Annotated in this window: 18 protein-coding genes; 6 read left to right on the top strand and 12 right to left on the bottom strand. The window is 69.5% G+C overall.

Annotation, left to right across the window (positions count from 1 at the left end):
- Positions 1-70: 70 nt before the first annotated feature.
- From QHF83_RS09280 to QHF83_RS09270, 3 genes are all read right to left on the bottom strand, one after another.
- Positions 71-1,351, bottom strand: a complete 1,281-nt coding sequence (locus QHF83_RS09280) for an AAA family ATPase (protein ID WP_282417411.1) — start codon at positions 1,349-1,351, stop codon at positions 71-73.
- 87 nt (positions 1,352-1,438) lie between these two features.
- Positions 1,439-3,874, bottom strand: a complete 2,436-nt coding sequence (pbpC, locus tag QHF83_RS09275) for a penicillin-binding protein 1C (protein ID WP_282417410.1) — start codon at positions 3,872-3,874, stop codon at positions 1,439-1,441.
- Positions 3,871-9,621: an MG2 domain-containing protein gene (locus tag QHF83_RS09270; RefSeq protein ID WP_282417409.1), complete on the bottom strand. Its 5,751-nt coding sequence runs from the start codon at positions 9,619-9,621 to the stop codon at positions 3,871-3,873. The genes pbpC and QHF83_RS09270 overlap by 4 nt, the downstream gene beginning before the upstream one ends.
- 267 nt (positions 9,622-9,888) lie before the next feature.
- Here QHF83_RS09270 and QHF83_RS09265 point away from each other — a divergent pair, with 267 nt between their 5' ends.
- Entirely contained in the window at positions 9,889-10,992 is a 1,104-nt protein-coding gene (locus QHF83_RS09265) for a hypothetical protein (protein ID WP_282417408.1), read from the top strand.
- Between the two features lie 5 nt (positions 10,993-10,997).
- On the opposite strand, the gene QHF83_RS09260 is transcribed toward QHF83_RS09265, so the two are convergent.
- The 5 genes from QHF83_RS09260 to QHF83_RS09240 all read right to left on the bottom strand — a co-directional run bounded on the left by QHF83_RS09260 (position 10,998) and on the right by QHF83_RS09240 (position 14,982).
- The gene (locus QHF83_RS09260; RefSeq protein WP_282417407.1) at positions 10,998-11,207 is read right to left on the bottom strand and encodes a hypothetical protein; all 210 of its coding nucleotides are present in this window, start codon (positions 11,205-11,207) and stop codon (positions 10,998-11,000) included.
- Between the two features lie 91 nt (positions 11,208-11,298).
- Positions 11,299-13,095 (bottom strand): TIM44-like domain-containing protein, encoded by a 1,797-nt coding sequence (locus QHF83_RS09255; protein ID WP_282417406.1) that lies wholly within the window; start codon positions 13,093-13,095, stop codon positions 11,299-11,301.
- 2 nt (positions 13,096-13,097) lie between these two features.
- Positions 13,098-13,724, bottom strand: coding sequence for a hypothetical protein (locus QHF83_RS09250; protein WP_282417405.1), 627 nt, complete (start codon positions 13,722-13,724; stop codon positions 13,098-13,100).
- A gap of 1 nt (position 13,725) precedes the next feature.
- Entirely contained in the window at positions 13,726-14,550 is an 825-nt protein-coding gene (locus QHF83_RS09245) for a hypothetical protein (RefSeq protein ID WP_282417404.1), read from the bottom strand.
- A gap of 39 nt (positions 14,551-14,589) precedes the next feature.
- On the bottom strand, positions 14,590-14,982 hold the full coding sequence (locus tag QHF83_RS09240; protein WP_282417403.1) for a hypothetical protein: 393 nt from the start codon (positions 14,980-14,982) through the stop codon (positions 14,590-14,592).
- Between the two features lie 141 nt (positions 14,983-15,123).
- Here QHF83_RS09240 and QHF83_RS09235 point away from each other — a divergent pair, with 141 nt between their 5' ends.
- Positions 15,124-15,789, top strand: coding sequence for a DMT family transporter (locus QHF83_RS09235; protein ID WP_282417402.1), 666 nt, complete (start codon positions 15,124-15,126; stop codon positions 15,787-15,789).
- Between the two features lie 44 nt (positions 15,790-15,833).
- Positions 15,834-16,634: a YwiC-like family protein gene (locus tag QHF83_RS09230; protein WP_282417401.1), complete on the top strand. Its 801-nt coding sequence runs from the start codon at positions 15,834-15,836 to the stop codon at positions 16,632-16,634.
- A gap of 7 nt (positions 16,635-16,641) precedes the next feature.
- Here the strand turns inward: QHF83_RS09230 and QHF83_RS09225 are convergent, their stop codons facing one another.
- A complete protein-coding gene (locus QHF83_RS09225) occupies positions 16,642-17,217 on the bottom strand; it encodes a putative metal-binding motif-containing protein (protein WP_282417400.1) in 576 nt (191 codons plus the stop codon).
- 159 nt (positions 17,218-17,376) lie between these two features.
- Here QHF83_RS09225 and QHF83_RS09220 point away from each other — a divergent pair, with 159 nt between their 5' ends.
- The 3 genes from QHF83_RS09220 (at position 17,377) to QHF83_RS09210 (ending at position 23,470) form a co-directional block, all read left to right on the top strand.
- Entirely contained in the window at positions 17,377-20,781 is a 3,405-nt protein-coding gene (locus QHF83_RS09220; protein WP_282417399.1) for a response regulator, read from the top strand.
- A gap of 30 nt (positions 20,782-20,811) precedes the next feature.
- Positions 20,812-22,059 (top strand): radical SAM protein, encoded by a 1,248-nt coding sequence (locus tag QHF83_RS09215; protein ID WP_282417398.1) that lies wholly within the window; start codon positions 20,812-20,814, stop codon positions 22,057-22,059.
- 1,069 nt (positions 22,060-23,128) lie between these two features.
- Entirely contained in the window at positions 23,129-23,470 is a 342-nt protein-coding gene (locus tag QHF83_RS09210) for a hypothetical protein (protein WP_282417397.1), read from the top strand.
- A gap of 54 nt (positions 23,471-23,524) precedes the next feature.
- On the opposite strand, the gene QHF83_RS09205 is transcribed toward QHF83_RS09210, so the two are convergent.
- The 3 genes from QHF83_RS09205 to QHF83_RS09195 all read right to left on the bottom strand — a co-directional run.
- Positions 23,525-24,523 carry an LLM class flavin-dependent oxidoreductase gene (locus QHF83_RS09205; RefSeq protein ID WP_282417396.1) on the bottom strand — a complete coding sequence of 333 codons (999 nt, stop codon included), beginning with the start codon at positions 24,521-24,523 and terminating at the stop codon, positions 23,525-23,527.
- A 16-nt stretch (positions 24,524-24,539) separates the two neighbouring features.
- Positions 24,540-25,649, bottom strand: a complete 1,110-nt coding sequence (locus tag QHF83_RS09200) for a hypothetical protein (protein ID WP_282417395.1) — start codon at positions 25,647-25,649, stop codon at positions 24,540-24,542.
- A 14-nt stretch (positions 25,650-25,663) separates the two neighbouring features.
- A partial coding sequence (locus QHF83_RS09195; protein WP_282417394.1) for an STAS domain-containing protein occupies positions 25,664-26,619 on the bottom strand: 956 nt, incomplete at its 5' end.

The raw sequence follows: 26,619 nt of genomic DNA, 5'->3' as shown, positions 1-26,619 counted from the left end.
ACGCTGGCTCGCCCATCCTGGTCCCTTTCCTGCGCGACCGTGATCGTGCTCCGCGCGCCCCCAGGATAGCTCAATCGTCCCAGGGTCGGGAGGATTCGAGCAGCCGCATCATCTCCCCCGAGGAGACGCTCGGGACCGCGCCGCTCTCGTTCTCGCCCTCCGACACCACGTGCCGCATCCGCGTCGAGCGCATCCCGTCGCGCCCGCGCACGAGATCCGCGAACACGATCGCCCTGGGCAGCCCGCGCAGCGCCGCGATGATGGCCGTCGAATGCGTCGACAGGAGCACCTGCGGCACGGCCGTCGCCTCCCCGAGCGCCGGCGCGGTCGCCGAGAGCAGCGAATCCACGAGCGCGCGCAGCCTCCCCGGATACACGCCGTTCTCGGGCTCCTCGATGGCCACGATCGCGCCGCGCCGCGCGGATCGCAAGAGCGTGAAGAGCGCGAGCAGCCGGAGCATCCCATCCGAGAGCAGCCGCGCCGGCAGGCGCTTCATATCCATGAAATCGGCCTCGAGCCGGAGCTCGTCCTCGAACGGCGTCACGTCGAAGCCCCGGAACCCGGGCAGGAGCGTCTCCATGTCCTTGCGAATCGCGGCGCGCGCCTCGGGCCCGAGCGCGGCGAGCACGGTCGGCAGGTTCGAGCCGTCCTCCGTGAGCGACGTCCCGGCCGCCCGATCGCTCGGCTTCGTGAGCCGGTGCGGCTCGAGGTGCAGGAGCCGAAACGTCCGGAGCTCGCGGCTCGTCGCCTCCACGAGCGGCGTCACGAGCGCATACGGCAGCGATAAGAGGCTTCGATCTCGCCCGATATCCACCGATAACGACGGCCCGCCGTCGCCCGGCTCGATCCGCACGATCCGCTCCGGCCCCGGGGCGCCTTCGAGCTCGACGCGCATCTCCGGCGCCCCGTACCGCGCGAGCGGCCCCCAATGCGGATGCTGATCGATCCACGCGTCGGCGCCGCGCTTGATCGGAAGAAGCCGCTCGCGCGTGATCACGAGGCCGTCGAGCCCGCCGCGCTCCAGCGTCCGCTCGATCTCCACCTCGTACCGCACGCGCGACTGCACGAGCTCGTAGCGCGACGACCCGGGCAGGAGCAGGAGCTCGGCCGCGAAGCGCATCGAACGCTCGACGCCTTCGGGCGTGCGCGCGAACTGATCCCGAATACGCCCCCGACCTCCCTTGAACGCGGTGACGAGGTTCGTCTCCGCCACCTTCGCGAGCAGCGCGAGCGCGTCGAACAGATTCGACTTCCCTGCCCCGTTCGGCCCGACGATCGCGGTGAGCGGCTCGAGATCGAGCGAGAACGCGCGCAGCGACTTGAACCCGTCGATCTCGATGCGTGTGATCATCCCGAGGTCTGCGAGAGCCGGCGAGCGGCCCCCCTCCGCGACGCATGCTAGGGCGGCTTCACCCGACCTGTCAAACGTCGTATTGGCCTAACGCACGCTGAAGCTCGTTTTCGCCGTGCGCACCGCGACGCGCGGATCGGCGGGCCGCACCACGAGCTCGTGATCCCCCCGCGTCGCCTGATACCGCACGCGGAACGGCCAGCGCGATCGCCCCACGACCTCGCCATCCACCACGAACTCGACCTCGCTGACGCGCCGCTCCGGAGAACCACCCACCGCCGACGCCGAGAGGACGATCACCTGCGCATCGCCCTCGTCCCCGTACACGAACACGCTGCCCGCCGCGGGCCCGTCGATTCGTAGCATCGCCTCCGCATGCGCCTGATCCCCACAGCCGGGCACGCTCGACCGCGAGAGCCAGGGCAAACCAAAGGGATCGTGCCCCGGCGCGCCGGACGGCAGCGCCGCCAAAAAACCGTCGTAAGTTTCGGGCAACACCACGATCGACCGGCTCCCCTGCGAATCACAGACAAACGGCGTCTCGCCCGGACCCGCGCCCTCCCGCGTGCTCGCGCGTACGTGCCAATCACACGTCTCCTTCGGCGCCTTCCCTCGAATGAAATGCCGCGACGCATGATCCACGCAAGCCGGCCCCGGGAGCTTGCCCGTGAGGGGACAAACCTCGACCGATTCGAGGTGCGCCTCGTCCCGGAGCGGCGCGCGTGAAGACACGTCCTCCATCGCTCGCCGCATCACGTCGCCGAAGAGCGGCCCCGCGCCGCTCGCGCCCGTGAGCTTTTGCGTCGGCGCCCCGTCGGCATTGCCGATCCACACCGCGACCGTCCGCTCGTGCGTGTAGCCGACACACCACGTATCACGATGCCCCGAGCTCGTCCCCGTCTTCACCGCCACGGGAAACCCGAGATCGAACGGCCCGCGCCCGTGCAATCCCCGCACGCGCGCCAGCGGATCCGAGAGCGACTCCGTCACGAGCGACGCGACGGCCGCATCCATCACGCGCGAAGGCTCGCCCGCCGCCTCGTTCGCCACGATCCGGATCGGAATCCGCTCTCCGCCCCGCGCGAGCGCCACGTACGCGCCCGCGAGCTCGCGCAGCGTCACCTCGCCGGTCCCGAGCGCCAGCGACAAACCATAATGCCGCGCCTCCCGATCGAGGCTCGCAAACCCGAGGCTCCGTAGCGATTCGAGCATCCGCCCCTCGCCCACCTCCGCCGCGAGCCGCACCGCGGGCACGTTCAAGCTCCCCGCGAGCGCCTCGCGCGCGCTGATCGGCCCCTCGAACGTCCCGTCGAAATTGCCCGGCGCGTACGTCCCGCCCTGCTCCGAGAAACGCGTCGGCACATCCGGAAGGGGCTCGGCCGCCGAATGCCCGTCCGCGAACGCGAGCGCATACACGAACGGCTTCAGCGTCGACCCCGGCTGCCGCCGGGCCCGCACCATGTCGACCTGCCCGGCGATCGAATCATCCCAGTACGAACCACTCCCGACCCAGGCGAGCACCTCGCCGTGCTCGTTGTCCACCACGATCACCGCCGCATTCTTTGCCCCGAGCGACGCGAGCGCCGCGAGATGCGTGCGCACGAGCCCTTCGGTATCCTCCTGCAAAGCAAGATCGAGCGTCGTCTTCGTGACCCCATGCGCCCGCTCGCCGGGCTGCGACACCTCGCGCACCACCGCATCCACGAAGTGTGGCGCGTAAAACGGCCGCTGACTCTTCCGCACGCGGACAGGCTCGTCCACGGCACGCGCGTGGTCGGCCTCGCTCAAAACCCCCTCCTCGCGCAGATCGTCGAGCAAAGCCCGCTGCCGCAGGCGCACGCGCTCCGGATGATCGTACGAATCGAGGAACGACGGCGCGCGCGGCAACACCGCGAGCCACGCGGCCTGCGCCCAGCTCAGATCCTTCGCCGACACCCCGAAATACCCGAGCGCCGCGGCCTCCGGCCCCGTGAGCCCGTGGCCATACCCGAGGCGATTCATGTACGCCTCGAGGATCGTCCGTTTGTCCACGGTCTCTTCGAGGTTCTGCGCCCGCGCGGCCTCCGTGACCTTGCGCTCGAGCGTGCGCGGCGCCGGTTTTCCCTCGGCGTCGAGCAATTTCACGAGCTGCTGCGTGATCGTGCTCGCCCCGGACACGATACGCCGGCCCTTCAAATTCTGCCCGATCGCCCTCGCAATCGCTCGGCCGTCGACGCCGTCGTGCTCGAAGAACCGTTTGTCCTCGCTGACGAGCGTCGCGAGCACGATGCGATCCCCCATTTGATCGAGCGCCACGGGCCGGCCGCGCTGCTCGGCCTCGGAGCCGATCTCGCGGAGCAGGCGCCCCTCTCGATCGACGATCCGATGCCCCTCGTGCCAATGATCCGCGAGGTGCGCCGACGGCTCGCCCGCGGCGGCGCGCACCCGCTGCGACGCCACCACGCTGCCGAGGACGATGCAGGCCACCACGCCCGCCACGACGCCGAGCCGACGCAGGGCCTTTTTCGAGGGAAGGCGTTTCATTGGATCGTCACCTGCCCGGCGTCGCTGTACCCCACGCTGTCCGGCTCGTACATGAGCTCGCCGGCCGCTGCGGGCAATGCGAACACGCCCGGCGTCGTCGCCCGCACGAGATACGTCGCGGCAACCGAATCGCCCCAGACCTTGTCGAAATACACGTTCACCCGATCGTCGCGCATCTCGATGTGGCTCGCCTCGGACGAGCTCCAGCGGAGCGCGGAGTAGAACGGATGATGCGAATCGATCCCCGGCGCGCTCGCCACCGTCGCGAGGTCCGGCTGCACCGGCTCGAAGCCCGCCGGCAGGCGATCGGTGAGCGCGACGTATCCGCGCCGCTCGTCGCCGACCTCCGGGAGACGCGCATACAGCGCGACACGCAGGAGATCCCCAGCCTTGACCTTCGCGAGATCGACGGCCCCGCCGCGCGGATCGCTGATCACGCGATACACGGACGGCCCATTCTCACCGCGGGTCGCGGCGGGCGAATCCGCGGCCGCGATCGCGCGCTGCCAGGCCGACGAAATCGCATACCCGACCGACCGATCCCCCTCGGCCTCCAGCACGAGCTTCATCTTCTTGCCCCGCACGCGGCTCAACGGAACGGCGAACTCCTTGCTGCCGAAGCCGAGATCCGCCGTGGGCACGAGGCTCTCGCCGTCGAGCTTCACGCGCACGGCCACGCCGTCGTCGGTGCTCGCTTCGAGGTGCTGGCTCAACGCGAGCAGCGAATACGCCGTCGCTTGCGTCGTGTAATCATCCATGTCGGCGGCGATCTCCCGCAGGAGCAGCGGGAGGATCGTCGACGAGCGACGCAGCCGGGCGAGCGCGATGGCCGCCTGCGCCCGCGAGCGCGAGGGCGAACCATAATAGTAGAAATCGTTCATCCGCTTCGTGTTCGAGAGCGCGCCCTGCTCGTCGAAGCTCCCCTCGATCTTGTCGAGCAGGGTCTTCACGCGATCCTCCTGGTCCGGGAGCGACGCGAGCGCGAGCGCGAGGCTGCCGAGCCCGAAGACGCTCTGATTGTCCTTCCGATCGAAGAGCGCGTCCGCCGCGCTCCGATCGAGCGCGCCCGCGTCGGCGAGGCTCTCGGCGATCGCGGCCGAGACCTCGGGGGCCGTGTCCTCGTCGAGCATTCGATCCGCGAGGAACCGCTGCATGCCTTCGAGCAAGCCCGCCGGAGGATTCACGCCGGCCTTCTTCGCCAGGATGACGGCCCGGATCGCGTACGCCGTGCCATACACGTTCGGCTCGTCGCCGCCGGGCCAATAAGCGAGCCCGCCCGAATCCGTGCGCATGGTCGCGAGCCGCTGAATGCCCGCCGCGATCCGCTTCTGGAGCTCGCCCTCCGAGAGGCGCGTGACGCCGATGCGCGGCAGGATCGTGCGCGCCGCGATGAGCGGCAGCGTGCTCGACGTCGTCTGTTCCACGCATCCGTGCGGATATCCGAGCAACCACTCGAGCCGCGCGCCGAGCTCGGGCCAGAGGTGCTCGCCCACCTTCACCGTGAGGAACCCGCCCCGCTCGATCACGCCCGCCGGTACGTCGAGCAAAACCTCCTCATTTCGGACGAACGCCCCGCCGAGCCGCGGCCGCTCGTCGATTCCGGGTTCGTCCACGGAGAGCTTCGCCTCCACCTCGTCGAGCTTCTTGCCCGCCTCGTCCTCGGCCGAAAACACGAGCGGGAGCGCGCCCGCGGCCGCCGGTTCGAGCGAGAATCCCACCCGCGCCTTGCCGCCCGCCGGCACGTTCACCGTCTGCGACCGCGCCCCGAGCCGCACCGTCGCGCCGAGCGCGGCGACGGTCTCGTTGTGCAGCATCGCCGCCGCCTCGAATCGATCGCCCACGCGCGCGAATCGCGGCACCACGGGCACGAGCATCACCGGCTTCTTCACGAAGAAGCTCGACTCCGACTTCGCCCCTTTGCCCTCGCGATCGAGCGCGACGGCCATGATCCGGAACTCGGTGAGGTTATCGGGGAGCTTGAACCGCACCTTCGCCTTGCCCTGCGCGTCCGGGCGCACGTCGGGCTTGAAGAGCGCGGTCTCCACGAATTTCTTGCGCGCCTCGGTGATCGTCGAGAGCGCCGCGCCGCCGCCGTCGCCGGGCACGTGGCTGCGCTCGAACAGCTCGCCGAGGTCGCTGCGCGAATCACGCACGCGGAACGAAAGGCCCCGGCCAGGCCGGAGCGCCACGGCGGGATCGATCGGGTGGAAATCCGTCAATCGAAGGACGCCCTCGTCGACGACCGCGAGCGCGACCTCCGCGTCGCCCTCGGGTTTGCCCCCGTCCATGACCTCGATGTCGATCTCGGCCTCGTCCCCCGGCCGATAAAATGGTTTGTCGGTCCGCGCCGCGACCTCGAGCCGCGCGCCCGCCATCGACACGGGCAGCCGCACCGCGCCGATCTTGTAATCCGTCGCCGCGCGGCCTTTCGCGCCGATCGGCAGGAGCGTCGCCGTCGCGTGCACGTACGGCGCATGCTCGGCCCGGAGCGGCACGTCGATCACCGTCGCGCCTGCCTTCACGCGCATCGCGCGTTTTTCCAGCAGAGTGCCCTGCTCGATCGTGGTCACGAGCGTCGCCTCGGGGAACGGATTGCGCACGAGGATCTTCGCCGTCTCGCCGGGCGCGTATTTCGATTTGTCCGCCGAGAGATCCAGCGCATGCGGCCTCTCCGGGGCGGCCGGCAGCGCCTCGCCCTCGCTCCCGTAGGCCCAGAGCCCCATCGCGCCGCCGGGCCGGCCGTCCACCTCGGCCGTGATCTCGTAGCTGCCCGAGCGGCCGATGTTCACCTTGCACGTCGCGGGCTGCTTTGCGCTCGTCACCGTGCAGCGGCCGGCCTCGACCCGCTTCGACGTCCAGTCCCATTCGAGCGACCCGCCCGCGCCGCGCCGCCTCGCATATTGCCACTCGATCCGCTCGAGCTTCGCCGTCACGGTCGTGCCCTCGACGGGCCGCCCCTCCGGATCGATCACGCCGAGCTCGACGGGAACGTCGTCGCCCACGCCATACCACGTCGAAGGCAGCTTCATGCCGGCATACCGTTTGGCCGGATGAACCACGACGCTCCCCCTCCCCGCGACGTGCCGGTGGGAGGCGTCGGTCACGTCCGCCTCGATCACGAATCTCTGCGGCCCGAGCGCGGGCGCGATTTCGAGCGCCTGCACCACCGCGAGCTTCCCATCGGCCGAGAGCGATCCCTCGCCCGCGCGCGACCACGGCTGCTCCTCGTCGTCGTACCAGCGAGGCGCGCGCCGGAACGAGAGCCCCGCCGAGGTCAAAGGCCCCTCCGGGAAAGGCGCGCCCTCGCGCCGCACCGTCCACGACGCGGTCGCGCCGTCCATCGGCGCGCCGAACAGATATCGCGCCCGCACCTCGGCCCGCAGCGTATTCTTGGCGTCCGCGGACGCATCGACGTCGACCACGAATCGAGGCGGCTCGAACTCGGCCACCTGCACGATCGTCTGCGCGAGCGGCTCGCCGTCCTGACCTTGCTCGGGCTGCTCCAGGAGGATCTGGTGCCGGCCGATCTTGGCGTCGGCCGGAATGGTGATCGTCGTGGAGAGGCTGCCCATGTCGTTCGTCGTGAGCGTCTGCTGGAAGACGTCGTCGCCCGTCGGGCCCACGACGTGCAATCGCAGGGACGCGCCGGAAATGGGCGAGAGCGTGGCCCCGTCGGGTTTGCGAACGGTTGCCTTGACGAACACGCTCGAACCGGGCCGGTAAATGCCGCGGTCCGTCAGGACGAACGCCCGCCCGAACGACGAGGGCGCGCCCTCACCCGAGGCGAGGTCCGGAAAGATCTGGCGCTCGGTGATCCCGTCCCCATCGAGCGGAAGAATGAAATCGGCGTCCTGCGCGCGCACGTCGAGGAAAGGCCGCTCGGTCGTGCGCAGGTCGAACGGCAGGAGCGCGACGCCCGAGGCATCCGTGGTCACACCGGCCGAATTCTCGTCGCCCGAGAGGCGCACGAGCGCGCCCTGCACCGGCGCGCCGCCCGCGAGCCGCGAGACCTGCACGAGCGTCGCATTCGGCGTCGCGCGGGTATGCACGGCGAGCGAACGCTCGTCGCCGGGACGAATCAATGCGACGATCGGCTTCCCCGCCTCGCTGCCGCGCGAGAACTTCACGAGCTTCGCGCCGAAGGCAATCTCGTCGGCGGCGATCGTCGTGACGTAACTTTGCCCCGCCGACAGGTGCTTCGAGAGATCGATTCGTGTCGTGACGAGCTTGTTTCGTTCGGCCTTGATGGCGATCGGAATCCGCACGGGCGCGGCCTCGGGAGGCAGGTCCCGCGTGCGCACGCGCCGGAGCGCGACCTCCTGCGCGGCGCGGTCCGCGGAGGCGACGGGCCAGGCGAGGAGCGAAGCTTTCGCGACGTTGCGCGAGGTCACGGCGAAATGGCGCGTCGTCTCCGGATCGAGCCACAACATGCCGTCCGCCATCGTCACGCTCGCCGGCATCGGGGCCATCTCGACGCGGAACGAGACGGGCTTCGCGAGGCGGCTTCCGTGATCGTCGGTGAGGCCCTCGATCGTGACCTCGTACGATTTCGAGGGCTCGAACTCGCCGCGGATCACGATTTCATCGTCCCAGCGCTCGTTCCGCAGGGTCATGTTCCGCACGGGCGGGCTCACCCGCACGCGGGCCGCGAGCTTGTCGTCCGGGGTCGCGACGGCATGATTGAACGCCACGCGAATCTCGCGCCCCGCCGTGTACAGCTTCCCGTCCTGGAACGTGCACGACCGCTGCCGTCCGTCGTCGTCCCAGTACCATTCACACGTCACGTCCTGGAACGCGAGCGGCTCGGCCACGGTCACTTCGACTTCGCGCGCCTGATGGAGTTTTTCCAGGAAGCGAGGTTTTGCCTGGAGGACCAGCTTCGTGCCGGGCGCGACGGGCGAGACGGGCCGGACGAGCACGACGAACTTGGGATCGACCTTGATCCCCTGGAACGTCGGCGTCTTCGGATGATCGAAGACGACGGAGATGGGTCTCTCGCTCGCCGCCTCCGTCAGCGTGATCAGGCTGCGCGCGAGGCCGAGATCGATCGGCTGATCATAGAGCACGGCAAACGTCGCGCGCGCGCCGACGTCGAGACCGTCGTTCGGGTGCATCGCGATCACGCGGTGGCGGCCGGGAACGGGGAGGTAGCCGAGGTCCTTTCCGGCGATCGTGACGCCCGGCGTCGCCTTGAATTGCGCTTTCCACGCCTGCTTCAGGCCGGCGCCCGCGGGCGTCTTCACTTCGCCGAGCTCCACGCCGTACGTGGTCTCCGTGTCGAAGGGGCGCTTCGCCACGAATTCGAGCGTGGTGTCGTTCAGCCAATGCGCCTCCCCCTCGACGCTCGGCGTCAGGCGAATCGTGCCCTCGGCGGCCTTCGTGGGGCCCTTCGCATTGGGATCGGCCGCGGGGCGGGCGACACGCTGATTGAAGGAGATGCGGAACGAGGTGCCGCGAAAGGAGAATTTGCCGTCGCTGTCGAGGCTCGGGCTCTGGACGTCGAGGTCGGTGGAGGTGCGCTCGACCTCGTCGCCGTACACCGGCAGGCGCGCATTGCGCGACACGGCAGGAGGGAAGACCAGCGGCTCGTCGCCCTTGTGCACGGCTCGCTCGATGACGACGGGCGGCGGGGGTTGTCCGGGCAGGGTGGTCGGAACGGAGGGCGTGCTGCTGCAAACGAGGCCGAACGAGGAGGCGAGCAGCACGGCCGGGACGAGCCAGACGGGACGGGTACGAGCGGAGGACATGGCCCGCGCCCTTTCCACGCCCTGCGCCTGCCGGAGAAATGAACGAAAACGCATGGTTACGAGCTCCGGTGTGTGTCCGACGGGCCGCGACGTGTGGAAACCACGCCGCGGGGTGGGCGCGAGGGAGACGAGGCGCGCGTGCGAGCCGCCATGGTTCGATGCTACCACCATTTCCAACCCAGGACGTCATTCGAAAACGCGGGAGGGAGCCTGCTTCCATCTGGAAATCACGCGGCCTCGGGGGCATGCTGCACTGAGGAGGTTCGAATGGGGGGCACCGTCGAAAGCCTCATCGAAGAGCTCGCCGGCACCATCGAAACGTGGGCCGTGCCGCCGAGCCGCATTCCTGGATGGACGGAGCCGCAGCGGCCCTGGCGCGCGACGCTCGATGACGCGCTGCATGCGCTCTCGGGGGATGGGCGGCTCGCGCGGCTCGACGCGCTCGGGCATCCGCTCGTCGAATCGCTCGTGGCCATCGCGACGGCCCCGCTCTGGAGCTTCTTCGCGACGCCGGAGGGGAGAAATCGCGCGCTCTTCGAGCTCGTGCAGAACCTGGCGAATCCAGGGCGCATCAATCAGGGGCTCAAGGGCACGTGCGCCGCGGCTTGCCTCGAGATCTATCTGGCCACGCAGGATCCGGCCGAATATGCGCGCCTCGTGGCCTGCCTCCTTTCCGCGTCGGGCCGGGCGACGCTACGATCGGGCGAGGAGCTCGTCTGCGACGAGGACATCCTCTTGCCGAACGCGGGCGAGCGCGGGCGCAACCCCATCAGCCGCATCTTCCAGGTCGCGTGCATGGAGTTCGCATACCCCGACCTCGATTACGACAACATCCTCGACAGCCACTTCAAGGGCGGCGAGCGCGTCGGGACCGGGCTCGAAATGGGCGCGTTCGAGCGACTCCTCGTCGCGGTCACGGGCAAACCCTGGAAGACGCTCTCGACCGAGCACGCGATGATGGCGAAGGCCTTCGCGAAGCTCGGCATTTCCACGGAAGGCGTCGCCGACCTCGCGCGCGACGGGCTCTCGATCCTCGATCAATCGACGCGCAAAGGCGAGCCGGTCTTCGCGACGATCGTGCTCCCCGTCGTGACGAGCTTCCAGGGCGACGCGGGCGGTGAGCCGATCCGGCACGCGGAGCACAAGATTCTGGTGCTCTCGATCGACGAGGAGAAAGGCGTCGTGCATTACGACGATCCCATCGATCCGCGGGAGCGCTGGTTCGAGGGAGCGGACGTGCGCATCGAGGACGAGTACGGCCGGTGCAGCATGCCGATCGCCGATTTCGAGCGGCTCCTCGGCGATATTTCGTATCAAGAGGAGCTCTGGGATCGGTCGCTGCCCCGGCCTCTGGCGGGCGAACGAAGTTAGCCCGATCAGTCCTTCTGCATTTCCTTCTTGGCCTCGTCTCCGGCCTCCTCGGCCTTGTCCCCGGCCTTCTCGATCTCTTCCCCGGCCTTCTCGCCCGCCTTCTCCGCGTCCTGCTCGACCGCGTCCGGCGTCTTCGCCTCGCTGCCTCCGCCGCCACAAGCCGCGAGCACGAAACCGAACGCGGTCACCATCCCGAACGCCATGAGGTGTTTCATGGTGCGGGAGCAATCCAAGAACCGTACCGTTCCAGGGACCACACGGGCGGACGGGAGCATGCGCGGACGGCAAAGCGCACGGGCAGGCGGATCAACCGGCGTACGCCTCGTCCTGCTCGATCCGGCTCAGCACCCAGTCGAACGTGCTCGCCTCGACGAGCGTCCCGCAATACCCGCAGCGCTCGGCCATCTCCATGGTGAGCGTCGCGCCGCATTGCGGGCAGGCCGGTGCGGCGCGCGTGGGGCCGTGCTGGATCGCGCTCCGCACGAGGGTCCAGTATTCGGTGTACGCGCGCTCCTTGTCGCGCCTGCCGCCGACGACGGCGTTGTCCCCGAGCCGGATCGTGTAATCGAGCCCCGTCGCGTGCACCCGCACGGTCGCGGCCTCGTACCACCGATCCGAGGCGATACGCACGAGCTCGATCCGCAGGATGCGCGCATTCTCGGTGACGTTCCGGAGCCCCTGCTGCCGATAGGCCTCGATCCAGTAGCTCTGCGCTCGCCAGAGCCGATCGGTCAGGCAAGGCCGCGCGCGATTCCATTCGAGCGACGTCCACGCGTGCTGCATGGAGGCGAAGACCCATTGCACGCGCCCGGAGAGCGTCGACTCGGTGAAGGACGGATCGCGCCGCGCCATTTCCATGCGCGCCGCCGAGAGCCCCGGATCGAAGATCGTGGGCAGCTCGGTGCCCTCCTCCTCCGTCGTGCCCGTGAGCATGGGCCCGCGGCTCTCGCGGGCGAGGAGGTCGATCCGCTCGACGACCCAGTCGAATTGCCCCGAGTCCACGGCCTGGCTGCAATACGTGCAGCGCCCGTGCGTCGTGCGCTCGAGCGGCGCGCCGCAGTTCGGGCAGGCGAACGAGCGGACCCGATCCGGCGAGCGCGAGCGAGCGCCGAAGGCCCGCACGAGGACCCAGCGCTCGAGCGCGTAATAGGAGGCCGGCGGGGCGCCCTGCGGGTCCTCGGTGTAATTGGATTCGAGCTCCACGACGAGCCGGCTCAGCTGGGTCCGCCTGTCGATCGCGAAATGTACGAGCCGGAGCGCCCCGACGATGACGGTGGTGACCGGGACACGCGGCAACGCGCCGAGCGTGCTCCGTGCGGCCGGCCGCAGGTAAGGGGAATACTTTTCGAGCGCATTCGAGCCGCGGGCCGTGTGTGCCTCGGCGTAGAGCGCGGTGATGAAGTCTTCGAGCAGGATGACCGAAAAATCGGGGTCCTGTCCGCGCAGGAGCTCCATCTTGCGGCGGACCTCGGCCGGGCTCTCCTCCGGCTCGGTCGGCGCGTTCATGACCCCGGTGGCGACGAAATGGCCGGCGGAGGACCAGCCCACGTCGAGCTGGTTTCGCTTTCGTTGCCTATGAAGCAGGAGCCCGATGAGGAACATCGGCGCCGCCAGCACGCCCGCGCCCATGGCGAAGAAGCCGGCGCCGAAGGCGAACCCGGCGACGCGCTCGGCGGTCGACGCCGTGTCGGGTCCGATCGGAATGGGCGCGTGCGGCGGAGGGGCCGGATAGATCGAGGCGCCGGGCGACGAGGCTTGTTTGGCGTGAAGAACCCCGCTCTGGTCCCGGAACGCCCAGACGGTCTTGCGCGGCGTACCTCCGCCATGACTTTTCGAGCCGCTTCCAGTGCTACCGCCGAGTGTGACCGGGCGGCTTCCCCAGCTCGATCCGGAGGATCGGCTCCCGCTGCCGCTGCTGCTTCCCGACGAACGACTCCCGCTGCTGCTGCCCAACGAACGACTCCCACTCCCGCTGCTGCCGGACGAGCGCGAGCCTCCCTTGAAGGAGCTGCCGCCGCCGGGGCGCGCGAAGGCCTGATCGTTGGACCACAACAGGAGCAGCGAGAGGAGCGCCGATCCGAGGAGCGTCTTGCGCCGTGTCATGGTCACCTCACCTCGTCGCTGAGCTCGTTGATGTCGTCCGCGCGCGGCGGGAGCGCCTCTTTCAGCCAGCCGCCGAGGCCTCGGACCGCGGAGACGAACCCCTCCATGGGCAAACCCTCGGCCACGGCGCGCTCGACCCCGCGGATCGCCTCGCCGGGCTGGCCGTCGCTCTCGCGGCGGAGAATGCCGATATCGGTGACGACCTCGGCGCGGCGCTCGAAGACCGAGATGTAGATGAGAATGCCCGTGCGGTCGCGGGTGCCAGCGATCCCCTGATCCAGAAATGCCTCCCGCGCGGCCGCGCGCACCTGCCGCGCCTGCAACGCCTTCGGCAGGAGGAGCCGCCGCAGCGGCGCGACGTTGGCGCAGAAGACCGCGCCCGCGACGAACAGGAGGAGCAGCGCCGGCGGCACGAGGTCGTCCGTGAACTCCGGCGGCGCATAGATGTAAACGCAGAGGCCGACGAACGCGCAGATCGCGCCGAACAGGTAATCGGCCTGGCGGTAGGCTCCCGACCGAGGCCGCACCGTGATGACGATCTCCGCGGAGCACATCGCCTCGACCTCCTTGATGAGGCCCTCGATCTGCGCCCGCTCCGCCCCGTCCTTTCGCCATGATATCGACGCCATATCAATCCTCGGTGGGCAGGCCGGGGAGAGCCTTCCGCGCCGCGGCCTTCAGCGCCTCCTCGATGTTGCGATGGAAATTGCCGGCGATCTCGCCCTTGACGTTCGCCCCGTCGTCGGTGACGTCGACCATGGCGCTGTTCTCCGCGACGAACCCGAATCCGCCGAGGTGGCTGCCCGATTCCACGTCGAAGACGAGCACGTCCGCCTTCAGGTACCCGCCGTCGAACCGATGGCACGTCCCGGCGTCGCTCGCGCCCGCATCACCCGCGCCGCCGTCGCCCACGCCTGCATCGTACAGGCTGCATGCGGTGGACGTGCGCGGAGCGGAGGGCTCGACGAACGCGAGCGAGCGGATGACGAGCAGATACCGGAGCGCCTGGCAAAGGTCGAGCACCTCGTCCGCGCGATAGCTGCTCATCGTCGGCGGCGCCGATTGCGGGTGCGCCGCGTCGTACGGCTCCCGGTGCGTCGCGAGCGCCGACGCGCATCGATTGATCGTCCCGGTCGCGGACACCCGATGAGGGACGTTCCCGAGCTCCGTGAGATTGTCGAGGTCCTCGAGGTACACAATCGCGGCATTGACCCCGACGGTGCCGCCGCTCCACGACACCACCGGCGCAGGGCCGCCCGCGATGTGGACGACGTCGCTCGACACCGCGGGCAGGGCGCGGGCCTGCTCCTTCAACGCCTTCACGTTGGCGAGCTTCGCCTCGACCGGGGCGCGATGCTCGGCGAGGACCTCCTTCAGGTCCTTGCCGAAGATGCACCCCGCCGCGAATGCGGGAGCGAGCAAGAACAGGAAAAACCGCGCCGTCCGGAGAGGCATGCGGGCCAGTCTACCAGCCCTCGCCTCCTCCGTGCGTCGTCAACAGGCGCCGGCGCAGCCGCGGACGCTGTGGAACCAGAGGCCGCCCTGGTTTTCGCAGGCGTCGCGCTCGAGCTTGATCGTGCAGCAGCGCTTCGCCGCGCCGCCGCAGACCTGCTCGACAGGGCCGCTGCGCAGGCAGCAGACCTCGGTGTCCTCGTCGAGAGGCACGTCCATCTTGGGCTTCTCGGGCGCCGACGGCAGCGAGACCGAGGGCGGCGCAGGCATGTCGACGGAGGGCACCTCGGGCACCTGGGGCACCTGCGGGAGCTGGGCCTGCGGCGCCTGGGGCGCGTCCGGCAGGCCGATGAGCTGGCAACCCAAGGGGCCTCCCGCGAGGGCGACCATGACGAAGGGCACGCAGAGGGCGGCGAGATGGCGGAGCGGCTTCACGATCCCCTTGCATCGCCGAGGGACGGGCACCTCGGCCGACAGTTCAGGTCCACGTGTGTCTCATGAACACGCGCCGGTGGCAAGATCCCGCCAGCTTCGCCAGCTCTTCCCCCAGGCGCTCCGGCCCACTAGGGTCGCCCGATGCCCGCCTGGACCCTGCCCGCCATCGTCGCGGCTTGTTTCTTCGGCCTGCACTACCTCGCGCTGCGCGCGTCGAGCGGTCGCATCGGCGACGCCCTCGGCGCGCTTTGCCTCGAAGGAACGGCCGCGCTCGGGATCCTCGCCTTCCTCGTCGTGCGTCGCGAGGCCGAGGCCACGCCGACGAGCACGCCCGGCGTCGTGTGGGCATGCCTCGCGGGCCTCTGCATCAGCGTCGCGACGACGCTCCTCTTCACGGCGCTCCGCCTCGGCGGCCCGGTCGCCGCGACGGGCACGCTCGCGCTCGGCGGCGGCGTGGTCCTCTCGGCCGCGCTCGCTCCGCTCATCTTCGGCGAGGGTTTTACGGTGCGGCGCGCGCTCGGCGTCGCGCTCGGCGTGATCGCGATGCTCCTGCTCGCGACCCCTTCCGATGCGAAGGAAACGCCCCAAGGTGCAGGCGGGGAGGAGGCTTCACCCATGCCGATTCAGGACCGCCACACGGCCGAGTACGGCCACGACCCCAAACGAGCGGTGGGCGTGCGCCAGCGGGAAATCCAGCACGCGGAGGTCGAGCGCGAGCGAGAGCGGCAGCGCGCCGAGCCCACGATCGACGAGCTCGTCGAGGAGAACGATCCTCGCTCGAGCGCGGAGGAGTCCGAGGAGCTCTAGCGGGACCGTTGCCAGCGGACGCGCGGAATGCCATGGGGGAAGGCATGACCTCCGCCCCGCTCGTTTCCCCGGCACCCGCGCGTTCGCTCGCGCCGCGGGAGCACGGCGCGTACGGTCAGCTCGGCTTGCCGCTCGTGGCGGGTCTCGCGCTCGGCCGGCCGGGGATCGCGGCGTTTGGCCTGACGATCGCGTGGATCGCGGCGTTCCTCGCGCACGAGCCGGTGCTCGTCCTGCTCGGGCAGCGGGGCAAGAAGGCCCGCGCGCAGGACGGCCCGCGCGCGGCGCGGCGGCTCGCGTGGCTCGGCGCGGCGGTGGCGCTGTCTGGCTGCGTGTTCCTGCTCTTCGCGCCCGCCGAAGCGAGACTCGCGCTCGTCCCGCCGGTTTTGCTCGGGCTCGTCGTGATGGCGTTCGTCTGGCGCAAGGAAGAGAAGACCGCGGCGGGCGAGATCATCGCGGCGGCGGCGCTCTCGGGCGCGGGGTTTCCGGTGGCGCTCGCGAGCGGAGTCGCGCTGCTGCCCGCGGCCGTGGCCTGGATCGTCTGGACGACGGCGTTCCTCATGTCGACGCTCGCGGTGCGCGCCGTGATCGCGCGGGCCAAACACGAGGGGAAGGCGACGCTCGTCGCCGCGTTCATCGCGACGATCGGCTTCGGCGCGGCGAGCGTGATCCTCGCGCTCCGGGGCGCGCTCCCGATGGCCGCGCCGATCGCGCTCGCGCCGTTCGTGATGCTGTCGCTCGGGGTGACGGTGCTGCCGGTCCACACGCGGCATTTGCGCCGCATCGGGTGGGGGCTCATCGGGGCGAGCGTGGCGACGCTCGGGATCCTCGTCGCCACGCTGCGTTAGGCCACGGCTAGTTTTCCTGACAATCGAGCCTTTGCGTGCTGCACTGCGTAGTGACGCAGCCCTGGCAATCGGCCGTCGACTCGCCGCTCGTGCAGATGTATTCGTCCTGGCAATCAGCCGCGCAGGCGGCCTGGCAAGCGCATTGCTTCAGGGCCTGGTAGGCCGTGAGGGCGTCGCCCGGGCAAACGTCGGCCTCCGTGGCGCCCTGCGTGGACATGGCCAGCACGCAACTGAGGCACGCCCCGCCGTCGCCCATGACGCCGTCCGTGCCGTCGCAGTTCTGATCGATTCCGTCGCCCGTCGTATCCTGTGCGCCAGGATGGATGTCCTTGTTCGTGTCGTCGCAATCATCGTGCCAGGGGCAGAACCCGTCGCCGTCCTTGTCATCGGCCGGATCACACGGGGGTAGGCCATAACAAGCCATGAGCGTGACGGCCATGGCCCCGCCCGTCGCCAGGGCCGCGAGGCTCTTCCCGAAGCCCGCGAGCGCCGAAGGAACCTTCTCTGCGGCCGCGCCGCAGTGAGGACAGCTCGAAGCCGATCCGGGAACGAAACCTTCACAAGATACGCAAGTCTTCAGCATGCGAGGAAAGCTGTCATGCACACAGGCGAACGCAAGCGAAACGCGGCATCCGCGACGTAGTTGTGGCGACGCTCGCGCTTGACGGCCTGACGGGGTTCTTCTTTATTGGAGATCTCCCCCTCCGCGCCGATCGTCCACGATCCGAGGGGGGCCGTACCCATGCCTCCTCGAACCACCCTGCAAAGCCAGCCCCTGTTTCGCTGGATCTGGCATGCGTTCTTTCGCACCGCGCTGATTCCGCTGCTGCTCGTCGAGGTCGTCCTCATCCTCGCGTACCTCGGCGCGAACCGGTTCGTGCAACGCGAAAATACGGCCGCCATACGCACGGTGGCCACGAGCGAGCTCTCGCGCATCGCGTCGCGGGAGGCGGTCTTGATCGACCAGGATCTCTCGGAGGTCATGACGGGCGTCAGGGTACTCACGGACGAGGTCGGACGCTCCCTCTCCGAGCCGCTTCGCCTCTCGGAGGCGGAGCGCGAGGCGGCGCTCGCGCGGTACGCACCCGCGCCGGAGGGGCTCTATTACAAGACGCGCGACGAGGGAGGGAGCGCTCTCTTTTACAGCAGCCGCACGAAGATCGGCGACGCCGAGCGCGACAAGGTATTGAAGACCGAGCGCCTCGACCCGCTGCTCCGATCGATCGTCCGAAACAACCGCTTGTGGGTCCAGGCGTACCTGAACACGTCGGACTCGATGAACCGCATCTATCCGTTCATGGACGTGCGCAAGCAATACCCGCCGGACATGGACATTCCCTCGTACAATTTCTATTACGAGGCCGACGCGAAGCACAACCCGGAGCGCAAGGTCGTCTGGACAGACGTCTACGTCGATCCGGCCGGGCAAGGCTGGATGGCGTCGTGTATCGCGCCCGTCCATCGCGGCGACGTGCTCGAAGGCGTCGTGGGGGCGGACGTCACGGTGGCCACGCTCGTCGAGCAGGTGCTCAAGCTGCAAATCCCCTGGGAAGGGTATGGCGTCCTCATCGGACGATCGGGCACGATCCTGGCCCTGCCCTCGGGCGGGGAGCGGGATTTCGCGCTCACCGAGCTCACGAACCACGATTATCGGGCCGCCATTCTGAAGGACACCTTCAAGCCCGACGCGTTCAACCTCTACAAACGCGAGGATCTCGGCGAGCTTCCGGGCGCCTTGTCGCGGCAGCGGGAGGGGAGCCTCGAGACGATGCTCGCGGGCGAGGCGAAGCGCGTCGCGTGGAGCACGGTCGACGCGACCGGATGGAAGCTCGTCATCATCGTGCCCCAGGCCCGGATCGACGGGCAAGCCGTGACGCTCGGCAGGCGGATCGGGCGCATCGCGGTGTACATGGTGGCCGGCCTCGTCGTTTTTTACGCCTGCTTCTTCGTCTACCTCTACCGCAAGGCGCGGACCATGAGCCGCGGCATCGCGGACCCGCTCACGCGCATCAATGACATCGTGCGGAGCATCGGCGAGGGTCGTTATGAGCAGGAGGCGGTCCCCGTCGCCGTCGTCGAGCTCGACGAGACGGCGCGTGGTGTCGTGGGAATGGGGCGCAGGCTCGGCGAGGACAACGCGGCCCTCTTGCGCACGCAGGACGAGCTCCGCGCCGCGAAGGAGCTCGCCGAGTCGGCGGCGCACGCGAAGAGCGAGTTCTTGGCGCGCATGAGCCACGAGATTCGCACGCCCATGAACGGCGTGCTCGGCATGACCGAGCTGCTCCTCGAGACCCCGCTCACCCCCGTGCAGAAGGAGTACGCCGGAATCGTCCAGGGCTCGGCGAAGGGGCTGCTCTCGATCATCAACGACATCCTCGATTTCTCGAAGATGGAGGCGGGCAAGATGGAGCTCGCCCGCGAGCCGTTCGAGCTCGACACGCTCCTCGAAGGCGCGCTCGACATGCTCGCCCAGCGCGCCCACGACAAACACGTCGAGCTCGTGCTGCGATTGCCGGACGAGGTGCCGAAGGACCTCGCCGGAGATCCGGGCCGATTGCGCCAGGTGCTCGTGAACCTGCTCGGCAACGCCGTCAAATTCACCGACGCGGGCGAGGCCGTCACGAGCGTGTCGGTCGTCGAGGACGACGGGCGCTCGGTGCTCCTGCGCTTCGAGGTGAAGGACACCGGCGTGGGGATCGCGCCGGGCGATCAGGATCATATCTTCGACGCATTCGCGCAGGCCGACGGATCGAGCACGCGGCGGCACGGCGGGACCGGGCTCGGGCTCGCCATTTCGAGGCAACTCGTGCGCCTCTTCGGCGGCGAGCTCGGCCTCGCGAGCGAGCGCGGGCGGGGGTCGACGTTCTGGTTCACGGCGCGGCTCGAGAAGGCCACGAAAAACGCGCCGCGTGCCGCCGCGCCCCCGAACCTCACCGGGCTCCGCGCGCTCGTCGTCGACGACAACCTCGCCGCGCGCGCGGCCCTTTGCGCCTCGCTCACGAGCCTCGGAATGAAGGCGGACGAGGCCGACGGCGGCGGCGCGGCGATGACCTCGCTGCATCAGGCGGCGTCCGCGGGGCGGCCGTACGACGTGCTCTTGCTCGACCGCGACATGCCGGGAATGAGCGGCGCCGACGTCGTGCAGGCGGTCCTCGCGAGCCCGAAGCTCGCGTCCCTTTCATTCGTCCTGCTCTCGCCGGTGGGGCGTGACCTGCCATCGCTCCCGCCGGGCGCGCGCGCCGCGCGGATCCACAAACCCGTGCACAGGTCGGCGCTCGTGGCCGCGCTCGGGGCGGTCGCGGGGCCACGCTCCGAGGCGAGGGACGAGGCGCCCCAGCGCGAAAAACTCGTCGATTCGGGGGCGCACGTGGGCCTCCGGGTCCTGCTCGCCGAGGACAACGTGGTCAACCAGAAGGTCGCGCAGAAGATGCTCGCGATGCTCGGCTGCGTGGTGACCACGGTGGACAATGGGCGCGCCGCGGTGGAGGCGTTCGAGCGCGGAGCGTATCGGCTCGTGCTGATGGATTGCCAGATGCCGGAGATGGATGGCTATCGCGCCACCGAGGAAATAAGGCGGCGGGAGCGCGAGCACGGATTGCCACGCACGCCCGTCGTGGCGCTGACGGCGAATGCCATGCCGCAGGACCGGGAGCGCGCGCTCGCGTCTGGAATGGATGACCACGTGCCGAAGCCCATCGAGCGCGTGGATCTCCAGCGCGTGCTCGAGCGTCATGTAACGCTCTCGCGGCCCGCCGCGGAGGCGGCGCGGCCCGCGGTCGTGTCGGACGGCGAAGGGCCGGTCCTCGACATGCGAATGGTCGACGGGCTCCGCGAGCTCGGGGCCCTCGAGGAGATCGGCCGCGCATTCCTCGCGGAGGTCCCGGAACGAATGGTCGGGCTGCGTGGCGCCCTGAAGAAGCGCGACGCCGTGGACCTCGAACGACGCGCGCACGCGCTCAAGGGGTCGAGCGGCGCGGTCGGCGCGAAACGCGTGGCGGAGACGAGCGCGCGGCTCGAAAGCATGGCGCGGCGCGGCGTGCTCGACGGCGCCGAGGAGCTCCTCGATCGCCTGGAGCACGAGTTCGAGGTGTTCGGCTCCGCGATCGAGGTCGAGTGGACCCGAGACGCGACGTCCACCGGCGCCTGAGGCGTGCGTGGTGGTAACCTGAGCGCCGCCATGCCCCTCCGCCGCGTCCCCGTGCTCGCTGACGACCATCATCCCGCCTATGTCGTCTGGGAGCTCACGCTCCGCTGCGATCAGCCCTGCGCCCATTGCGGTTCACGCGCCGGCGGGCCGCGGACGACCGAGCTCGGGACCGAGGAGGCGCTCGGCGTCGTCCAGCAATTGAAGGAGCGCCGCGCGCGGGAAGTCGTGCTCATCGGCGGCGAGGCATACCTGCACGAGGGTTTCCTCGAAATTGTCCGGGCCCTCAAGAATGCAGGGATCCGGCCCACCATGACCACGGGCGGCCGCGGGATCGACGCGGCGCTCGCGCGGGCCATGAAAGAAGCGGGTCTGCACAGCGTCTCGGTGAGCGTCGACGGGCTCGCGCGCACGCACGACCTCATCCGCCGAGCGAAATCGAGCTTCGAGAGCGCCACGCGCGCGATCGGCCATCTGCGCGGGGCGGGCCTCTTCGTCGCGGCGAACACGAACGTGAACCGCGTCAATCGGGGCGACCTCGAAGCGCTCTACGAGCACCTGCGCGTGCTCGGCATCGTCGCCTGGCAGGTCCAGATCACGGCCGCCCTCGGCCGCGCCGCCGATCGCCCGGACATGCTGCTTCAGCCTTACGACCTGCTCGACGTCGTGCCACGCGTCGCCGCGCTGAAGCGCCGCGCCTTCCGCGACGGCATCACGCTGATGCCCGGCAACAACCTCGGCTATTTCGGCCCCGAGGAGGCGCTCCTGCGCTCCGTGAAAGAGGGCGGGCGCGACCATTTCATTGGCTGTCAGGCGGGAAAACGTGTCCTCGGGATCGAATCGGACGGCGCGGTGAAGGGTTGTCCCTCCTTGCAAAGCCATCCCTACGTCGGCGGCACGTTACGCGAGAGGAGCCTCGGCGCGATCTGGGACGAGGCCCCGGCCCTTGCGTTCGCGCGAAACCGCACCATCGACGACCTCTGGGGTCATTGCCGCACCTGCTCGTTCGCCGAGGTCTGCATGGGCGGCTGCACGTTCACCGCGCACGCGCTCTTCGGCCGACCCGGAAACAACCCGTATTGCCATTTCCGCGCGCGCACGCTCGCCGCCGAGGGCAAACGCGAGCGGCTCGTCCCCGCCGCGGCGGCCGAGGGAAAACCGTTCGATCACGGCCTCTTCGAGCTCGTCGTCGAGCCTCTCGACGCCCCCGAGCCGGCGCCGCTCGGCCCGGTGGAGGGCCTCGTTCAGATCACGCGGCGCCCGAGGCAAGGGCAGGCATAGCGCTACTGAATTCGCTCGAGGTTGCCCAACGGGTGGGTGGGCTTTTTGTACGTGGCCCGGAACGTCGCCGACTCCGCGTCGACGACACGTTCCAGGCAATAGTAGTTGTTATCGAGGGGCATGCAGTCGCCCGCATCGATGGTGAACCGTACCGCTGCAACTGTTGTAACAGAGGGGCGTTTGCTCTGCGCACCAGTTCGGGGGCATGCACTGCGTCGCCGTCACCGACGGCGACGCACACCCCGTCCCCACCACGGCACCCCAAGCAGAAGCCACAGCAAGCGCATGCCCATCACCTTCGGCGCTTCCCACGGTTACCACACCCACAGGGACGGGCTCAACGGTTGGCCTGGCCACTCCCCCCAGCTCCCCGGATCCCCGCCCCCCAAACCGTCTCCGTACCTGCCCTGCCGAACAGTGTCACCCATGGTCCCGGTCTACGTGCCGGAGCCCCCGGGTTGCGCCACCCAAGGTGATGGGTCGACCTCTCGAGAAGCGAAGAAGTGTCACCCGAGGTCCCGGTCTGATGTGTCACCCAAGATTCCGGTTGCACATGACCCGGGTCATCCACGACACGCAACCGTCGGCCCTCGGACCTGACCCGGGGCATCCCCACGCCCCGTCCGCGGGCCTCGCAGATGACCCGGGTGAGCCCCAACGCCTGGCCGTCGGCCCTCGGACCTGACCCGGGGCATCCCCACGCCCCGTCCGCGGGCCTCACAGATGACCCGGGTGAGCCCCAACGCCTGGCCGTCGGCCCTCGGACCTGACCCGGGGCATCCCCACGCCCCGTCCGCGGGCCTCACAGATGACCCGGGTGAGCTCCAACGCCTGGCCGTCAGCCCTCGGCTTTGACCCGGGTCATCGACCGCGCCCCGAGCACGGAGCGGGGCATCGTGTTCCCTTCGCAAGAGGCGAGCAGAAATTCGCGTCCGCCAGCACGGATTCAGCGTACGGAGGAGTACCGTTGACTTCTCCGGAAGACCGGCCTAACCCGGGGCCGGGGGGGCGGAACTCGGTGTCGTAGACACCCGTCCAATACACACGAGCCCCCGCGAAAGGAAACGTCATGGCCCGCTTTGCATTCACGCAACCTTCTTCGCCAGGGAGAGAGTTCATCTTCGAGATCACCGATGAAGAGAAGATCGCCAAGGCGCGCCGGATCATCTCTGGAGAGGAACAGAACGAGGTGCATGTCCATGGGCGGATCGTGAAGAGACGAGTGGACTACAACCCGAACTGGTCGTATCACCTCGATCCCGCTACGATCAGCTTCTTCGCGATGGCGATCGAAGTCTGTGATGCCGACATGACGTATGTCGAGGAGCACCTCGATGAAGCTTGCGGCGCGTTCCTTCCGGGCTGCCATTTTTGCCCGTGGAACTCCAAGGTGACGCGAGAAGTAAAGTAGGCTCGACGAACGGAGGTGCGAGACCTCGCCCGCACCTCGACGCGCGCGGCGAAATCAGCCGTGGAGCTCCCTGAGCAGCGTATACGAGCGCTTGCGCGCCTCCGCATCCGGCACCACGCATAACACCATCAGCTCGTCGGCGCGGGTTTCATCGAGGAGCTTTTCGAGCTGCTCACGCACGGACGCCGGGCCGCCGACGATGTTCTGCGCGAGCCATTTCTCGGCGAAGGCTTGCTCCTCCGGCGCCCACGGATACGTCTCCGCCTCCTCGATCGTCGGATAGGGCTCGCGCTTGCCCTGGCGCACGCGCATGAATGCGAGCGCGCTCGGGAGCGCGAGGCGCCGCGCCTCGGCGTCCGTGTCGGCGACGATCACGATCGCGCCGATCATCGCTTCGGGCTGGGAGAGCACGGCCGACGGGCTGAACGTCTTCCGGTAGAGCTCGAGGGCCGGCAGCGTATTGGCCTGGCTGAAATGGTGGGCAAACGCGAAGGGCAAGCCGCGCCGGCCGGCGACCTTGGCGCTGTAGCCGCTCGACCCGAGCAGCCAGACCGGCGGTTCATGGCCGAGCGCCGGGACGGCGCGAATGCCATGGTAGGCGTGATCCTCGCCGAAGTCGCCGCGGAAAAACCCGTAGAGCTCGTCGAGCATCGCGGGCAGGCCCTCGCCCGTCGTCGGATCATCGCGGCCCAGCGCCGACGCCGTGAGCGGGTCGGTGCCCGGGGCGCGGCCGATGCCGAGGTCGATACGGCCGGGGAAGAGCGCCTCGAGCGTGCCGAATTGCTCCGCGATCACGAGGGGCGCGTGGTTCGGGAGCATCACGCCGCCCGAGCCGACACGAATCGTCGACGTCGCTGCGGCGATCCGCGCAATCAGCACCGCGGGCGACGCCGACGCGATGCCCGGCATGGCATGGTGCTCGGCGAACCAGTACCGCCGATAGCCGAGCGCCTCGACATGGCGCGCCAGATCGATGCTCTCGGCAAAGGCCTCGCTCACGCCGGACCCCCGACGAACCGGCGCCAGATCGAGCACGGAGAGCGGAATTCCCATCCCTACACCTCCTCCATCACGGCAATGGCGGCGGCACCAGCGGCACGAGCGCCTTGAGCTCGTCCTCGATGAACGATTCCACCCCGCGCCGCGCATCCTTCCCCGCCCCCTCGTCCCCGAGGTCCGCGGCCACCGCGTCGTGCCGCAACGCGAGCTCGCTCCGCCGCACGTACGAGGGATCCGACCGCAGCGCCGCGGCCCACGCCAACCCGAGCGCCGCCTCGCGTTGCTTCTTGTCGAGCGAATGTTTCTTCGCGAGCACCACCTTGCCGCCCACGTTCACCGCCGTAATCGCCTCCGTGCGGTGATTCATGGGCAAGGTCAGCCGCGCCGCCGCGACCGCGAGCTCGTCGCTCGACTCCTTTTCGCCCTCCAGCACATACCGGATCGCATCCACGCACGGCGCGCCGAACGCCCGCGCCGCCTCGATGCGTTGCCGCGCCTCCCCGTGCGCCGCCGTGACCTCCTCGGCGAGGAGAGACGTCTTTTTCCCGATCACCAGGACCGCCTGCTCCTCGCGCGGGTCGACCCCCTCCAGCATCGCCGCGTAAAACGCGCCTCGCAGCACGGCCCGCGCGATCTTCGGCGGCAGCCCCTCCGGCACTTCGAGCGTCTCGGCCTTCACGGGCTCTTCCTTCGCGAGCGCCCGCTCGTCCTCCTCGGGCAAACCGAGCGACGCGATGAAGCAGCCGCGCTGCGACTTCGCCTCCATCTGGAACGTCCCCGTCGCCCCGAGCACCGCCGCGAGCGCGCGCGCAGCGAACCCCCCGAACGCCGTCACCCGCGCGATGTCCTTCTCGCTCGGCTTCGACGTGAACAAGGACCGCACGCCGCGCGCCCCGCCTTCGAGCGAGATCCCCTCGTCGATCACGTCCGCCATCGCGAGCCATCGCGGCGGGTGGATCGGGGCGATCGCCGCCGTCATCCGCACGAGCCACGTGTCCCACGCGCCGAGGTGCTCGGGCAGCGCCCCACGCGCGGTCGCCTGAAGCACGGGCGCGCGGCGCTTCGCGAGCGCGCGGAGGACGCCCTCGTCGAGGCGGTTGGTCGAGGCAATCGCAAAAAATACGTCGTCGCAGAGGCTGCGCGCGGCGTTCACCAGGCAGATGTTCGGCGGAAGGGCCACGGCCCGGGGTTTTATCAGAACGGCCGCGCCTTCGAAAGATGAAGCACGCGCCGGATCGCATGCCGCAAGCCGTCGCCCAGCGTCGCGAAGGTCCGCGCGCCCGGGAAGAGCTCGCCGATGTCCACGAACGTGCGCGCCGCGTCGCTCCGCACGCCGACCAGCATGCCCTCGGCGCCCACGAGCCCCGTCGCGCGCATCATCGCGCCGAGCACCCCCGCCGCGTGCGCGTCGACGACGCTGAGCCCCGTCACGTCGATCAGCACGACGCGCGCCTGGTACGTCCCGATCGCGTGGAGCAGGACGCTCTTCGCGTGCTCGGCCCGCTCGGGCGAGATCTCGCCGATGAGCGGCAGGAGCAGCACGCCCTCCCAGACGCGAAGGACCGGCGAGGAGAGCACGCGCAGCATGGCGCGCTGGGCGTCGAGCTCGGCGCGTTTCTCCCCGAGCTCGGCCTCGAGCTCGCGCCTCTGCGCCACCACCGAGCCCACGAGCTTGTCGCCGTACACGTCCGAGAGCTCGAAGATCGCCTCGTGATAGACCTCTTCGACGAGCCCGAGCGCCCCGAGGGCCTCGCGCGCGGGCCAGCGCTCCTCGGCGATCACGGCCGCGACGCCCTGCTTGAACGAGAGAAACCCCCGGAGCAGCGTGGAGACGCGGAACTCGCTGGCCGCGCGCAGGCTGGTCACGTAATCGATGAACGTATGCAGGGGCCGACGGTCGCCGGATTCGAGGACGGCGACGTTCGTCGTGATGACCTGGTCGACGAGGCTCTGGGTCTCCTCGCGCGGCCGTTTGCCCTGGAGGTCCGGCGCGAGCGCGAAGACCCAGTCCGTGCCGCGCTCGAGCACGTCGTCCCGTCTCCGCGCGAGCAGCCCGAGGAGCGCCGCGAGCCCCGGCGTCTGCCCCGCGCCCGGACGCGCCCGGACCGGCCCCGCGCGGCGCCTCCGCACGGCGGCGAGGAGCCGCGCCC

This window comes from Polyangium sp. 15x6 (assembly GCF_029960785.1).
In the GTDB taxonomy this organism is placed as follows: domain Bacteria; phylum Myxococcota_A; class Polyangia; order Polyangiales; family Polyangiaceae; genus Polyangium.
The sequence above is the reverse complement of the archived record's forward strand: the minus strand, read 5'-3'. Positions and strand labels throughout refer to the sequence as shown.